The organism is Streptomyces sp. NPDC021115 (assembly GCF_044333065.1).
Taxonomy (GTDB): domain Bacteria; phylum Actinomycetota; class Actinomycetes; order Streptomycetales; family Streptomycetaceae; genus Streptomyces.
This window is the reverse complement of sequence record NZ_JBIRQF010000033.1, coordinates 22,932-36,134: the sequence shown is the minus strand read 5'-3', so window position 1 is coordinate 36,134 and position 13,203 is coordinate 22,932. Positions and strand designations below refer to the sequence as shown.

Genomic DNA, 13,203 nt, shown 5'->3' with positions numbered 1-13,203 from the left:
CGAGGTGGGGGCACAGCAGCACCATGGCACAGGGCTCGGTCGTCCAGGTGACGCACAGCGGAACGTCGCGGTGGCGGCGCCGCACCGGAGAGTACGCCTCCCTCGCCGCGGCCCTGGAGGCCGCCGGGGACGGCGATGTGCTCTCCATCTCGCCCGGCACCTACCGTGAGAATCTCGTGGTGGGACGGGCCGTCACCCTGCGCGGCCCGGAGGGCTCCTCGCGCGGTTCGGTGCGCATCGCGCCCGCGGACGGTGTCGCGCTGACGATACGGGCGTCCGCCGTGGTCCAGGACCTCCACGTGGAGGGCATGGACTCGGCGTCGCCCGCGCTGCTGGTCGAGGAGGGCACCCCGGAGCTGTCGGACGTACGGGTCGCGACGCGCTCCGCCGTAGGCATCGAGGTGCGCGGCGGCGCGCGGCCGACCGTGCGGCGCTGCACCGTGGACAACCCGGCGGGCGTGGGCCTGAGCGTCCTGGACGGCGCGGGCGGGGTGTTCGAGGACTGCGAGGTCGTCGCGGCCGGACAGTCCGGGGTCGCGGTGCGCGGCGGCGCCCGCCCGCGCCTGGAGCGGTGCCGCATCCACCACGCGTCCGGGGCCGGGGTCGCGCTGACCGGCGAGGGCAGCTCGCTGGAGGCCGTCGGCTGCGAGGTGTACGAGATCCGGGGCGCGGGGGTGACGGTCTCCTCGCGGGCGACCGGGCACCTCACCGACTGCCGGGTGCACCGCACCACGGGCGACGGCGTCAACCTGGACACCGACGCCGTGCTGACGCTCGCGGACTGCGAGATCCACGACGTCCCGGAGAACGCGGTCGACCTGCGGTCCCGTTCGGTGCTGACGCTGACCCGCTCGACGGTGCGCCGGTTCGGGCGCAACGGGCTTTCGGTGTGGGACCCGGGCACCCGGGTGGACGCCAACCAGTGCGAACTGCACGAGAGCACCGGCGACTATCCGGCGGTGTGGGTGAGCGACGGCGCCACGGCCGTGCTCGACTCGTGCCGGGTGCGCGACGTCCCCGACGCACTGTTCGTCCTGGACCGCGGCTCGCGCGTGGACGTCGTCGACAGCGATCTGGCGCAGGTGCGCAACACGGCGGTGTCGGTGAGCGACGGGGCGACCGCGCAGCTGGACGACTGCCGCATCCGGGAAGCCGCCACCGGCGCCTGGTTCCGCGACCACGGCAGCGGCGGCACCCTCGCGAACTGCACCATCGACGGCGCCGCGACCGGAGTGATCGTCACCAAGGGCGCCGACCCCACGGTCGAGCGCACCACGGTCTCCTCGCCGACGGAGGCCGGGTTCTACGTGTCGGCCGAGGGCCGCGGCACCTTCACCGGCTGCCGGGTGACGGGCAGCAGCGGCTACGGCTTCCACATCATCGACGGCTGCCGCACCACCCTCACCAAGTGCCGCACTGAGCGGTGCGCGCGCGGCGGTTACGAGTTCTCCGAGGCGGGCCCGGCCGTCGAGGACTGCACCAGCGACGAGAGCGCGACCAGCGCCGTCACCACCCCGGCGACGGCCCCCGCCCTCCCGGCGCCCGCCGTGGAGACCGCCGCCTCGACGGGCGGGCTGCTGGGCGGCATCCCGGCACAGCGGGCCACCCAGCCCCCGGCCGCGGCGGCGGCCGCCGCCCCCGCCGAGCCGGTGTCGGTGCGGCCCTCCACCACGGTGCTGGGCGAACTGGACGCGCTGGTCGGGCTGGACAGCGTCAAGCGCGAGGTGCGCGCCCTCACCGACATGATCGAGGTCGGGCGGCGGCGTCAGCAGGCCGGGCTGAAGGCCGCCTCCGTCCGCCGCCATCTGGTCTTCACCGGCTCCCCCGGCACCGGCAAGACGACGGTCGCCCGGCTCTACGGCGAGATCCTGGCCTCCCTGGGCGTGCTGGAGCGCGGCCATCTGGTGGAGGTCTCCCGGGTCGACCTGGTCGGCGAGCACATCGGCTCGACGGCGATCCGCACCCAGGAGGCGTTCGACCGGGCGCGCGGCGGGGTGCTGTTCATCGACGAGGCGTACGCCCTCTCGCCCGAGGACTCCGGCCGGGACTTCGGGCGCGAGGCGATCGACACCCTGGTGAAGCTGATGGAGGACCACCGGGACTCGGTGGTGGTCATCGTCGCGGGGTACACCGCGGAGATGGAGCGCTTCCTGTCGGTCAACCCCGGGGTGGCGTCCCGCTTCTCGCGCACCATCACCTTCGGGGACTACGCGCCCGAGGAGCTGCTGCGGATCGTGGAGCAGCAGGCCGACGACCAGGAGTACCGCATCGGCGAGGGCGCGTCGGAGGCGCTGCTGAAGTACTTCACGGTGCTCCCGAAGGGCCCGGCGTTCGGCAACGGCCGTACCGCCCGGCAGACGTTCGAGGCGATGGTGGAGCGGCACGCGGGCCGGGTCGCCCAGTTGGGCGACCCGACCACCGAAGACCTGACCCTGCTCTACCCGGAGGATCTGCCCGAACTGCCCTGAGGCGTCTGAGGATCGCTCCGGGCCGGTTTCGGTACCGGAGCGCGGTCCGCCGGGGTCCGCTCGGGGAGCCGGGAGAGCAGCTCGGCCCGTTCCCGGTCGAACGCCGGGTCGGCCTGGTATTCGGAGTGCCCCAGGATCGGTGCGGGCAGCGGGTGTTCGGCGGTACGGCCGTACGCGAGCGGGTCCTTGAAGGCGTCGCAGTCCACCTCGGGCCCGGTGCCGTCGGGCAGCCGGATCGGGCCGCCGATGGGGTCGGTGTAGCGCCACAGGTTGCGCCAGCACCGCACCTCGCCGTGGAGCGAGCGCAGTTGCGCGGGGCCGAAGTAGGCGGGGAACCAGCGCCCGTACAGCCGCTCCAGCGGTGAGCCGTAGGTGAGCAGCGCGACCTGGGCGCGGGTGCGCACGTCGACCTGCCAGACCGCGGCGGCGGCCAGCACGCTGCCCTGGGAGTGCCCGGAGATGACGAGGCGGCCGCCGTAGGTGCGGGTCCAGGTCTCCATCCGCCAGGTCAGGTCGGGGACGGCGCGCTCGGCGTAGCAGGGCGGGGCGAAGGGGTGCGCGGCGCGCGGCCAGAAGGTGCCGACGTCCCACAGGATGCCGATGGTGCGCCGGGCCGAGGGGCTGCGGTAAGCGCGGCGGGCCCAGGTGACCAGCATCAGGACCGCGAACCCCATCATCCAGGAACCGAGCGCCTGGGCCGTCTGCGTGGCCGCGTCCACGATGCCCGGGGTGTCGTCGGCGGCCCGCCCCGGCACCTCGTTGGTGGCCAGGGTCCCGGCGACCGCGAGCCCGCCGAGGAGCAGGGTGAACAGGGCGACGGGGCCGATCAGCCAGGGGGTGGAGTCGGTGAGCCCGGCGCGGGCGATCGTGCCGGCGATCCGGCGGGTGCGCACCGCGTCGGCCGGTTCGCCCGGGTAGCTGTCCAGGACGTCGGGGATGAGCCGTTCCCGTATCCGCCAGGCGCGCAGGGCGAAGATCACGGCCAGCAGCAGGATCATCAGCAGCAGGACCGGTATGGCGGTGGCCCACCAGGACAGCAGGATGGGCGGCCCTATGGTGCCGCCCTCGCCCGGGGTGGCGCCGCCGTCCAGCCAGTCGGCGATGCGCTGGGCGACGCCGCCCGCGAGCACCGAGCCGAGCCCGCAGGCGAGCATGGCGGTGGCGGGACCGGCCAGCCCGCGCAGCGGGGTGCGCGCGGTGGGCGCCTCCCGATACAGGACCAGGGCGCACACCGCGATGGCCACGATGAGCGCGCCCTGCACGATCGCGATCACGCTGAAGGTCTGGTCCCCGGGGAGCCTGTCCTGGGAGACCCAGCCGGGGCGTGACCAGCCCGCGTACAGGACGGACAGCACGAGCACGCCGAGCGCGGCGCCGGGCAGCGCGGAGATGGTGAGGCGGTCCAGGCCGCTGTCGACTTTGGTCTCGCTGCGGCCCCGGTGGCACACCACGAACACCACCACGCACCCGCCGGCCACCACCAGGGTGATCAGGCTCCAGCCCACGGCGGCCAGCAGGGCGCTGCCGTCCGTCCCGCGGTCGTACCCGACGGTGGCCGCGGTGACGGCCGCGGCGATCGTCAGGAAGCCCGCGGCGGTGTGGGCGGCGCGCAGCCGGGCGACGATCCGGCGGCCGTACCAGAAGCCCGGCAGGCACAGCGCGGGGCTGTTGCCCGACTCGGGGCAGGTCTCGTCCACCGGAAGCTCCAGCGGGGGCTGCGACTCGTACGCGCTCCAGGTGCGGTTCGACAGGTACCACAGCAGGCCGACCAGGGCCGCCGGTACGACGGCGGTGAGCGCGAGCCGACGGCCGGGCTGGCTCCACCAGCCGTCGTCCCCGGCGGACAGGAAGCCCATCCAGGTGCCGTCGGAGCAGTCGGGCGTGCCCGCGCACTGCCAGGCGACCAGGTCGAGGGCCACCTCACCGGCCCCGGCGATCAGCAGCACGGTCAGGCTGAGCGCGACCAGCCGCACGAGCAGGCCGTAGGTGCGCACGGTGCGCTCCCGCCGGTCGGCCGCGGGGCGCATCCAGTGGGCCAGGTTGACGACCATGAACGGCAGCAGGAGCAGCCACAGGGCGCGGGCACTGTTGCCGGAGGTGAGGTTGGACCAGACGTACGCCTCGCGGACCGGGGCGTCCCGGTAGTCCTCGGGGCGCGACTCGGCGTCGACGTCGTCGATGCGCCGGTAGACCGCGGCGGTCTCGTCGCCGGTGACCGCGGTGGTGCGCGGATCGCTCAGCATCTCCTGGGGCGTGGTGCCGCCGACGCCGTGGACCAGCAGTTCCAGATCGGGCGGCGGCTCACCGTTCCTGGGCGGGGGCGGTGCCCCCAGCGCCCGGTCCGCCCCCGCTGCCGATGCGCCCGTACCCGTGGTCGATGCCACCGTCTCCCCCGATCCCGGTGCCGTGCGGTGTGCCGTGCGGCCGTTCCGTCCCGGTGCCCGCTCGTGTTCGCTCCAGGATTGTGCCCAACGGGGTGGGTCACGGACCATGACAGGCCGGGCGTGGCGAAATCGTAACCCCCGGGCGCTCAGGGGACCGGCTGTCCGCCCCACATGCGAAGATGTCCGCGCGGGCGACGTGCGCCGACCGGAAGGGAACGGGCAGGGTGAGCGACAACCAGAATCTCCTCGCCGAGCAGCGGCGCGCCCTGATTCTCGACGAGGTCAGACGGCGCGGTGGAGTGCGGGTCAACGAGCTGACCCGCAAGCTCAATGTGTCGGACATGACGGTCCGTCGCGATCTGGACGCGCTGGCCCGGCTGGGCGTGGTGGAGAAGGTGCACGGCGGCGCGGTGCCGGTCGCCGAGGCGAGCACGTACGAGCCGGGGTTCGAGGCCAAGTCCGGGCTCGAGCTGACCGCGAAGGAGGACATCGCGAAGGCCGCCGCCGCGATGGTCACTCCGGGCACGGCGATCGGGCTGGCCGGGGGCACGACGGCGTTCGCGCTGGCCCAGCAGCTGCTGGAGGTGCCGGATCTGACCGTGGTGACCAACTCGGTCCGGGTGGCGGACGTGTTCTACACGGCGCAGCGGTCGGCGGCGCTCGGCGGGGCCGCGCCGCGCCCCGGGGCGGCGACCGTGGTGCTCACGGGCGGGGTGCGCACCCCGTCGGACACGCTGGTGGGGCCGGTCGCGGACGCCGCGGTGCGCTCGCTCCACTTCGATGTGCTCTTCCTCGGGGTGCACGGCATATCGGTCGAGGCCGGGCTGTCCACGCCGAACCTGGCGGAGGCGGAGACCAATCGCCACTTCGTGCGGTCCGCGCGACGGGTTGTGGTGGTCGCCGACCACACCAAGTGGGGCACGGTGGGCCTGAGTTCGTTCGCCTCGCTGGACCAGGTGGACGCGCTGGTGACGGACCCGGGGCTGCCGGCCGGGGCGCGGGAGGAGATCGCCGAGTATCTGCCGCGGCTGGTGGTGGCGGGCGAGCCGGCCGAGGCGGCGTCGGACATCTGACGGTGCGACAGCCGTGCGGCTATCGTGGCCCCATGGCATACCGGTTGCGTTCCGTGGGGCTGGACTACACCGAAACCGCCCCGGTCCGACTCGCCTTCACCGCCGAGGTGTCGGCGCCGCCCGAGGCCGTGTTCGGGGCGCTGGCCGATGTCGAGGGCTGGCCCCGCTGGTTCCACCAGGTGTCCGACGCCCGCCCGTCGGCCGACGGGACGGAGCGGGAGATCCGCCTCCTGGGCGGCACCCGCTTCCGCGAGACGATCATGGCGAAGGACCCCTGCGAGCGGTACGCGTACCGGGTCGACGAGACGAACGTACCGGGGCTGCGGGCGCTGCTGGAGGAATGGCGGCTGGTGCCGTGGCACTCCGGCACGGTGGTGCGCTACACGTTCGCGCTGGACGGCACGGCGGTCGTACGGGCCTCGGCGCGGGCCTTCCGCCCGGGACTGCGGAAGGCGTTCCACGACGCGGTGCGGTGCCTGGACCGGCGGTTGACGACGGCCTGACTAGCCCCCCACGCCCGGCCAGTGGCCGGTCGTCAGGAAGGTGTCGATCGCCTTCGCGTACGGTTCGATGTCGAGCCCCTGCTCCTCCAGCCAGGCGTCCGAGTAGTACTTGTCCAGATACCGGTCGCCGGGGTCGCACAGCAGCGTGACCACGCTCCCCGTGCGCCCCTGCGCCACCATCTCCGCGACGATCTTCAGCGCGCTCCACAGCCCGGTCCCCGTGGACCCGCCCGCCTTGCGCCCGATCACCCGTTCCAGCGCCCGTACGGCCGCGACGCTCGCCGCGTCCGGGACCTTCATCATCCGGTCGATCGCACCGGGCACGAAGCTGGGTTCCATCCGGGGGCGGCCGATGCCCTCGATGCGGGAGCCGGACTCGCTGCACGCGTGGGCGTCGTGGCGCACCCAGCCGTCGAAGAAGCACGAGTTCTCCGGGTCGGCGACGCACACCCGGGTGTCGTACTGCATGTAGTGCGCATAGCGCGCGATGGTCGCCGAGGTGCCGCCGGTGCCCGCCGTGGCGACCACCCAGGCCGGTTCGGGGTAGCGCTCGCGCCGCAGCTGCTGGTAGATCGACTCGGCGATGTTGTTGTTGCCGCGCCAGTCGGTCGCCCTTTCGGCGTAGGTGAACTGGTCCATGTAATGGCCGCCGGATTCCGCCGCGAGCGCGATGGACTCCTCGTACATCTTCCGCGGGTCGTCCACGAAGTGGCACTGGCCGCCATGGAATTCGATCAGGCGGCACTTTTCCCGGCTCGTCGTGCGCGGCATCACCGCGATGAAGGGGACGCCGATCAGCTTCGCGAAGTACGCCTCGGACACGGCGGTGGAACCGCTGGACGCCTCGATGACGGGTTTGCCGGGGCGGATCCAGCCATTGCACAGCCCGTAGAGGAACAGCGAGCGGGCGAGCCGGTGCTTGAGGCTCCCTGTGGGATGGGTGGACTCGTCCTTGAGGTAGAGGTCGATCCCCCACCGCTCAGGGAGCGGAAAGCTCAGCAGATGCGTATCGGCGGAACGCTGGGCGTCCGCCTGCACTTTCCGGACGGCCTCCTTGAGCCAGTTCCGGTAGTCGTGGTCGCTGCGGTCCACGTCAACCATGTCGACGACCGCCCGCGTCGTACTGTCCACGCCGCTCCTCGTGCTTGTGCCCCGTGCCCGGTCCGAGTGGCATACTCGGTCCATTTCGATCCTAAATGGACCCCGGTGCGCCCTGGTGCCCCGGCCCGGTCCCGGGCACACTGCGCAGCAGGGAGAATGAGGCAGCAGCGCTTGCCAGTCGGAAGCCACCGGGGAGGCGGTCGTGATGGCCGATACCGAATTCAACGCCAGGGGCGTGCGGATCGAGCGATTCCTGCGCTCGGTCACCCGCGCCGGCCAGGTCTCGATCAAGGACGGCAGGCTCGAGCTGCTGACCAGCTACGGGCGCGAGATCGACAGCGCCCCCGTGCAGTCGGTCCGGGCGAGCAAGCCGTGGTTCGTGGACGGCGACCAGGCCATGGCGACCGTCAACGGCACCCGCTACCGCCTCACCCTCGGCCAGCACGACACGGCCAAGCCCTCCGGGTCCGGCACCGCCAGCCGCTTCCTCGACGCCGTCCGGTCCGCCCGGGGGCGCGTCCGCAAGGGGTGACGGCGGCCGAGTTGCGCATGCGCGCGGAGGGACCGACCCTGGACGAGCATCAGTATCACTGAGGGTCAACAAGCGGTGACGCTGAGAACCGGCCCACCGGTCGCGCACGGCTGCCACCACTGCCGCACGCGTTCGTCGCCCGCATCTGCATCAGGCTAGCCCCAACTTCTTCAGGGAGTCGCAGCCGTGATCAGTCGTCCTAGCAGGCATTGCACGGTGGAGCTGCAAGCCCTGCCGTCGCGGATCGGTCAGGTCCGCAGAATCGTGTCGGCGCAGTTGCGCTACTGGCATCTGGATCCGCTCATCGACCCGGCGGCGCTCGGTGTCACCGAGCTGCTCACCAATGTGCACCGGCATGCCGAGCCGGACAAGCAGTGCACGGTGGAGATCGCCCTCGTGCTCGACCAGCTGACGGTATCGGTCCGCGACCAGGACCCGCGGCTGCCCCGGGTCCGCGAATGCGACCCCGCGTCCACGCACGGCCGGGGGCTCGCCCTGGTCGCGGCGGTCAGCCAGACCTGGGGGATGCGCGTACGGGACGACGGCGGCGGCAAGGTCGTCTGGTTCACCCTGGCCGTGCCGCAGCCCGCCACCGTGACCGGCTCGCCCTGCGCGGCGTACGCGGCGGGCCGCACCACGCCGCCGCACCGCGCGAGCGTGTCCCGCCCGGCGGCACCGTCCGTCCCGGCCTCCGCACCGGCCCCGGTGACTCCGGTCGCTCCGGTCGCGCCAGTGACTCCGGTGTCCCCCGTGTCCCCGGTGACCCCGGTATCCGCACCGGCTCCCGTGGCGGCCCCCGCCCCCGCGGCGGCGGCCCCCGCACCGCCCGTACGGGAGCGGGCCCCGGCCGCCCGATCGGCCGTATCCCACTGAACGGATCGTCGGCACCGGTCATTCGGGCCGCCCCGCCCCCGACGCGGACGGGACGGCCCGACCGGTTCTACGGGGCGCCCTTGGCCTGACGGCCGAACTGCTCGTCCAGGACGGACAGCCGGCGCCAGTACTCGTCCTCGTCGATCTCCCCGGCCGCGAAGCGGCGGCCCAGCACCACGATCGGAGACTGCTCGCCGAGCATCGGGCGGCCCTGCTGCCAGGGCGCGCGTCCGCGCCACACCGTCCGCCGCAGCAGGAAGATCCCGCCGCCGACGACCAGCGCCCACATCAGGGGGAAGAAGAGAATCCACGGACCGGGTCCGGGTCCGTCGGCGAAGCCGTGCGCCAGGGTGTTCATGGTGATCGCGCTCCTCGGTCGTTCCGCAGGGTTCGCCTCCGAGCGTCCCGCCCGGCGGCGCCCGGGTCGTCGTACGACCGAGGGCAGTTCGTGTAGTCCGCGGGGAGTACGCGACTCTGTACCTACTGGTATGTACACTGACCGCATGACCACCTCGGAACGGCTGATCGAGAGCGCCCGGGAGCTCCTGTGGGAGCGCGGCTACGTGGGCACCAGCCCCAAGGCGATCCAGCAGCGGGCGGGCGCGGGCCAGGGCAGCATGTACCACCACTTCACGGGCAAGCCCGATCTCGCGCTCGCGGCCATCCGCCGCACCGCCGAGCAACTGCGGGCCGCCGCCGAGGCGACGCTGTCCGGCCCCGGTGGCGCGTACGACCGCGTCCGCGGCTATCTGCTGCGCGAGCGCGACGTGCTGCGCGGCTGTCCGATCGGGCGGCTGACGATGGATCCGGACGTGATCGCCGATCCCGTGCTGCGGCAGCCGGTGGACGAGACGCTGGACTGGCTGCGCGGGCGGCTGGCGGACGTCCTCGCCGAGGGGCGGGAGCGCGGCGAGTTCACGCCTTCCCTGGACCCGGCACGTACCGCGTCGGCGGTCGTGGCGACCGTACAGGGCGGCTATGTGCTGGCCCGCGCGGCGGAGTCGGCGGCGCCCTTCGACAGTGCCGTGGAGGGGCTGCTCGCCCTGCTGGCCGCGTACCGGACGGCCGATTCGCCTTCCGCCTGAGGGAGTTCGCCCATGCATGCGATGCAGTACCGGATCACGCTGCCCGCCGACTACGACATGGAGATCATCCGGCGCCGGGTGGGGTCCAAGGGGCCGCTCCTGGACGACTTCCCGGGGCTCGGCCTCAAGGCGTACGCCATCCGCGAGCGCGGGGTCGACGGCTCACCGGTCAACGCTTACGCGCCGTTCTACCTCTGGGCCGCCCCGGACGCCATGAACCGCTTCCTGTGGGGTCCCGGATTCCGCGGCATCGTCCAGGACTTCGGCCGCCCCGCCGTCGAGCACTGGCAGGGGCTGGCCTTCCACCGCGGCCCCGCCGCCGGTGCCGCGCCGCGCACCGCCGTCCGCCACACCGAGCCCATCCCGGCCGCCGCCGACCCCGCGACCGCCGTCGAGGGCGCGGTGGAGGAGCTGCGGCACCGGGCGGCCGCGGACGGCGTGCACACGGCGGCGCTCGGCATCGACCCGCGCGGCTGGGAGCTGGTGCGGTTCACGCTCTGGGCGGACTCGGCGCCGCCCGAGGAGCCCGGCGACCGCTGCCAGGTGCTCCACCTCTCGGCCCCGGGGACGGCCGCGCTCCCCGAGGGCCGTCAGTGGTGATGTGAGCCCGTCATGGCTACGCGACGCCCAGCGCCGTCAGCGGGTCGTCCAGCACCGGCTGCCACGCCAGCTCCGCCGCGCCCACCAGGCTGTTGTGGTCCAGCGAGCAGGCCAGGATCGGTACACCCCCGCTGCGCCCCCACAGGCTGCGCTCGGCGACGACCGCCCGCAGCCGCTCCTCGTCGGCCTCCAGCAGCTCGCGGTGGAGGCCGCCGAGGATGATGCGGTCGGGGTTGAGGATGTTGACGAGCCCGGCGAGCCCGAGGCCCAGACGGTCGATCAGCTGCTCGGCCGCGGCCCGTACGGACGGATCGGCGTAGTCGTCGCGGATCAGCTCGCGGGCCTGTTGGAGCAGGGACACCTCGGGACCGGGTTCGCGCCCGGCGGCGTTGAGGAAGGCCAGCGGGTCGGTCTCGATGTCCAGACAGCCGCGGCTGCCGCAGTGGCAGGGCGGCCCCTCGGGGTTGACGGTCAGATGGCCCACCTCCAGGGCGAGCCCGGCGCTGCCGGTGTGCAGCCGCCCGTCGAGGACGAGCGCCCCGCCGACGCCGCGGTGCCCGGTGGCGACGCACAGCAGATGCTGGGCGCCGCGCCCGGCGCCGTGCCGGTGCTCGGCGAGGGCGGCGAGGTTGACGTCGTTGCCCGCGTGCCCGGTGAGGGGTCCCCCGTCCGCGCCGTGGATGCCCGCGGCGGCCAGGCTGCGGGTGAACAGCTCGCGCACCGGCGCGCCCGCGGGCCAGGCGATGTGCAGCGGGTTCAGCGCGGTGCCCTCAGGTTCGGCGACCGCGGACGGCACCGCGAGCCCGGCGCCCACACAGCGGCGGCCGGTCTCCCGCAGCAGCTGGGCTCCGGCCTCGACGACCGCGTCGATGACGTGCGCCGGGTCGGCGGGCACCGTCATGCAGCCGGGGGCGGTGGCGACGGTCTTCCCGCCGAGCCCGACGAGCGCCGCCCGGAAGCCGTCGGCGTGCACCTGGGCGGCGAGCGCGACGGGCCCGCGCGGGGCGATCGCCAGCCGGTGCGACGGGCGGCCCTGCGCCCCGGCGGAACCGAGCGGGCGGGCATCGACCTCGATCAGGCCGAGCGCCTCCAGTTCGGCGGCGACGGCGCCCGCGGTCGCGCGGGTCACCCCGAGTTCGGTGGTGAGCACCGCGCGGGTGGGCGCGCGGCCGGTGTGTACGAGCGCCAGTGCCGGGCCGAGAGCGCCCCGGCCCCGCTCAAGCCTTGTCCGTGTCTGGGTCACGCCCCTATTCTCACTTTGTGCCGACACCAAACAAAACATGGACGGCCATTCCGGGGAAGCGCGGCACCGCCGCTCCAGAGCGCGCTCTCTCCCAACTCCGTGCCGCCCTGACCGTGTTCTTCGCCCTCGACGGCTTCGTGTTCGCCGGATGGGTCGCCCGTATCCCCGCGATCAAGGACCAGACGGGCGCCTCCGCGGGCGCCCTGGGGCTGGCCCTGCTGTGCGTATCGGTGGGCGCCACGGCCACCATGATGACCACCGGATGGCTCTGCCGCCGCTTCGGCAGCCATGCCACCACGGTCGCCCTCGCCGTGCTGCTCTCGCTCAGCGTCACGCTGCCGCCGCTGACCCATTCCGCGACCGCCCTCGGGCTGGTGCTGCTGGTCTTCGGCACCGGCTTCGGCGGGCTCAACGTCGCCATGAACAGCGCGGCCGTCGACCTCATCGCCGCGCTGCGCAGGCCGGTCATGCCCAGCTTCCACGCGGCGTTCAGCCTGGGCGGCATGGCCGGGGCGGGGCTCGGCGGGCTGATCGCGGACCAGCTCACCCCCACCCGCCATCTGGCGCTGCTGGCCGCCGTCGGGCTGGTGCTCGCGGCGGGCGCCGGCCGGACCCTGTTGTCCATTCCGCCGCCGTCGCCCGTGCCGGGGCCTTCGCCGTCTTCACTGTCTTCGCCGCCTCCGTCGTCTTCGCCGCCTTCGTCATCCGAAACCGGGACGGGCCCTGCGGCCGAGGCATCCAGCGGGGCGCGGCCGGGCCGCGCGCGCTGGCTGGTCGCGGTATTCGGCCTGATCGCCCTGTGCACGGCGTACGGCGAGGGCGCGATGGCGGACTGGGCCGCGCTCCATCTGCACCAGGACCTCGACGCGTCCGCCGGGGTCGCCGCCGCCGGTTACTCCGTCTTCGCGCTGACGATGGCCATCGGGCGGCTGTCCGGTACGGCACTGCTCGAACGGCTCGGCCAGACCACGACGCTGACCGCGGGCGGCGCCACGGCGGCGGCCGGGATGCTGCTGGGCGCGCTCGCGCCGACGGTCTGGCTCACCCTGCTCGGCTTCGCGGTCACCGGGCTCGGCCTGGCCAACCTCTTCCCCGTTGCCATCGCCCGGGCGGGCGCGCTGACCGGCCCCAGCGGGGTCGCCGCGGCCTCCACCCTCGGCTACGGCGGCATGCTGCTGGGCCCGCCCGTGATCGGTTTCCTCGCCGACGGGTTCTCGCTGCCCGCGGCCCTCACCACGGTCGCGGCGCTGGCTGCGGTCGCGGCGGTCGTCGCGTACGGCACACGCAACGCCGCCCACCCCGGGGACGGTTGAATTTGGCCAGGTCACCCCGTATGTCGGC

General features: G+C 73.7%; 11 protein-coding genes and 1 pseudogene. 8 read left to right on the top strand and 4 right to left on the bottom strand.

Annotated features, from left to right (window positions below):
- Positions 1-23 precede the first annotated feature (23 nt).
- On the top strand, positions 24-2,468 hold the full coding sequence (locus tag ACH4TL_RS44685) for a right-handed parallel beta-helix repeat-containing protein (RefSeq protein ID WP_398331287.1): 2,445 nt from the start codon (positions 24-26) through the stop codon (positions 2,466-2,468).
- Here the strand turns inward: ACH4TL_RS44685 and ACH4TL_RS44680 are convergent.
- Entirely contained in the window at positions 2,438-4,519 is a 2,082-nt protein-coding gene (locus ACH4TL_RS44680; protein WP_398331378.1) for a hypothetical protein, read from the bottom strand. The two genes, ACH4TL_RS44685 and ACH4TL_RS44680, sit on opposite strands and share 31 nt — an antisense overlap.
- A 557-nt stretch (positions 4,520-5,076) precedes the next feature.
- Between ACH4TL_RS44680 and ACH4TL_RS44675 the strand changes: the two genes are divergently transcribed.
- Positions 5,077-5,925, top strand: coding sequence for a DeoR/GlpR family DNA-binding transcription regulator (locus tag ACH4TL_RS44675; RefSeq protein ID WP_398331290.1), 849 nt, complete (start codon positions 5,077-5,079; stop codon positions 5,923-5,925).
- Between the two features lie 32 nt (positions 5,926-5,957).
- Entirely contained in the window at positions 5,958-6,428 is a 471-nt protein-coding gene (locus tag ACH4TL_RS44670; RefSeq protein WP_398331293.1) for an SRPBCC family protein, read from the top strand.
- Here the strand turns inward: ACH4TL_RS44670 and ACH4TL_RS44665 are convergent, their stop codons facing one another.
- Positions 6,429-7,529, bottom strand: a complete 1,101-nt coding sequence (locus tag ACH4TL_RS44665; protein WP_398331381.1) for a PLP-dependent cysteine synthase family protein — start codon at positions 7,527-7,529, stop codon at positions 6,429-6,431.
- A 205-nt stretch (positions 7,530-7,734) separates the two neighbouring features.
- Between ACH4TL_RS44665 and ACH4TL_RS44660 the strand changes: the two genes are divergently transcribed.
- Positions 7,735-8,061, top strand: coding sequence for a hypothetical protein (locus ACH4TL_RS44660; RefSeq protein WP_398331296.1), 327 nt, complete (start codon positions 7,735-7,737; stop codon positions 8,059-8,061).
- A 186-nt stretch (positions 8,062-8,247) separates the two neighbouring features.
- Positions 8,248-8,763, top strand: a pseudogene (locus ACH4TL_RS44655) (ATP-binding protein); the annotation flags it as partial.
- Positions 8,764-9,001: 238 nt separating this feature from the next.
- Here the strand turns inward: ACH4TL_RS44655 and ACH4TL_RS44650 are convergent.
- Positions 9,002-9,292, bottom strand: coding sequence for an SHOCT domain-containing protein (locus ACH4TL_RS44650; protein ID WP_398331299.1), 291 nt, complete (start codon positions 9,290-9,292; stop codon positions 9,002-9,004).
- Positions 9,293-9,422: 130 nt separating this feature from the next.
- On the opposite strand from ACH4TL_RS44650, the gene ACH4TL_RS44645 reads away from it, so the two are divergent.
- Together ACH4TL_RS44645 and ACH4TL_RS44640 are read left to right on the top strand one after the other, a co-directional pair.
- On the top strand, positions 9,423-10,019 hold the full coding sequence (locus ACH4TL_RS44645) for a TetR/AcrR family transcriptional regulator (RefSeq protein WP_398331302.1): 597 nt from the start codon (positions 9,423-9,425) through the stop codon (positions 10,017-10,019).
- A gap of 12 nt (positions 10,020-10,031) precedes the next feature.
- Positions 10,032-10,619, top strand: coding sequence for a DUF4865 family protein (locus ACH4TL_RS44640; protein ID WP_398331305.1), 588 nt, complete (start codon positions 10,032-10,034; stop codon positions 10,617-10,619).
- Between the two features lie 16 nt (positions 10,620-10,635).
- Here ACH4TL_RS44640 and ACH4TL_RS44635 read toward each other — a convergent pair whose 3' ends face one another.
- A complete protein-coding gene (locus ACH4TL_RS44635; RefSeq protein WP_398331308.1) occupies positions 10,636-11,862 on the bottom strand; it encodes an ROK family protein in 1,227 nt (408 codons plus the stop codon).
- 17 nt (positions 11,863-11,879) lie between these two features.
- Between ACH4TL_RS44635 and ACH4TL_RS44630 the strand changes: the two genes are divergently transcribed.
- Positions 11,880-13,175: an MFS transporter gene (locus tag ACH4TL_RS44630; protein ID WP_398331311.1), complete on the top strand. Its 1,296-nt coding sequence runs from the start codon at positions 11,880-11,882 to the stop codon at positions 13,173-13,175.
- Positions 13,176-13,203: the final 28 nt, after the last annotated feature.

Excerpts from the sequence above, each read along its gene's own strand:
- ACH4TL_RS44665 (WP_398331381.1), bottom strand. The coding sequence starts at position 7,529 with ATGGTTGACGTGGACCGCAGCGACCACGACTACCGGAACTGGCTCAAG.
- ACH4TL_RS44660 (WP_398331296.1), top strand. The coding sequence starts at position 7,735 with ATGGCCGATACCGAATTCAACGCCAGGGGCGTGCGGATCGAGCGATTC.
- ACH4TL_RS44640 (WP_398331305.1), top strand. The coding sequence starts at position 10,032 with ATGCATGCGATGCAGTACCGGATCACGCTGCCCGCCGACTACGACATG.
- ACH4TL_RS44670 (WP_398331293.1), top strand. The coding sequence starts at position 5,958 with ATGGCATACCGGTTGCGTTCCGTGGGGCTGGACTACACCGAAACCGCC.
- ACH4TL_RS44650 (WP_398331299.1), bottom strand. The coding sequence starts at position 9,292 with ATGAACACCCTGGCGCACGGCTTCGCCGACGGACCCGGACCCGGTCCG.
- ACH4TL_RS44680 (WP_398331378.1), bottom strand. The coding sequence starts at position 4,519 with ATGGTCGTCAACCTGGCCCACTGGATGCGCCCCGCGGCCGACCGGCGG.
- ACH4TL_RS44685 (WP_398331287.1), top strand. The coding sequence starts at position 24 with ATGGCACAGGGCTCGGTCGTCCAGGTGACGCACAGCGGAACGTCGCGG.
- ACH4TL_RS44645 (WP_398331302.1), top strand. The coding sequence starts at position 9,423 with ATGTACACTGACCGCATGACCACCTCGGAACGGCTGATCGAGAGCGCC.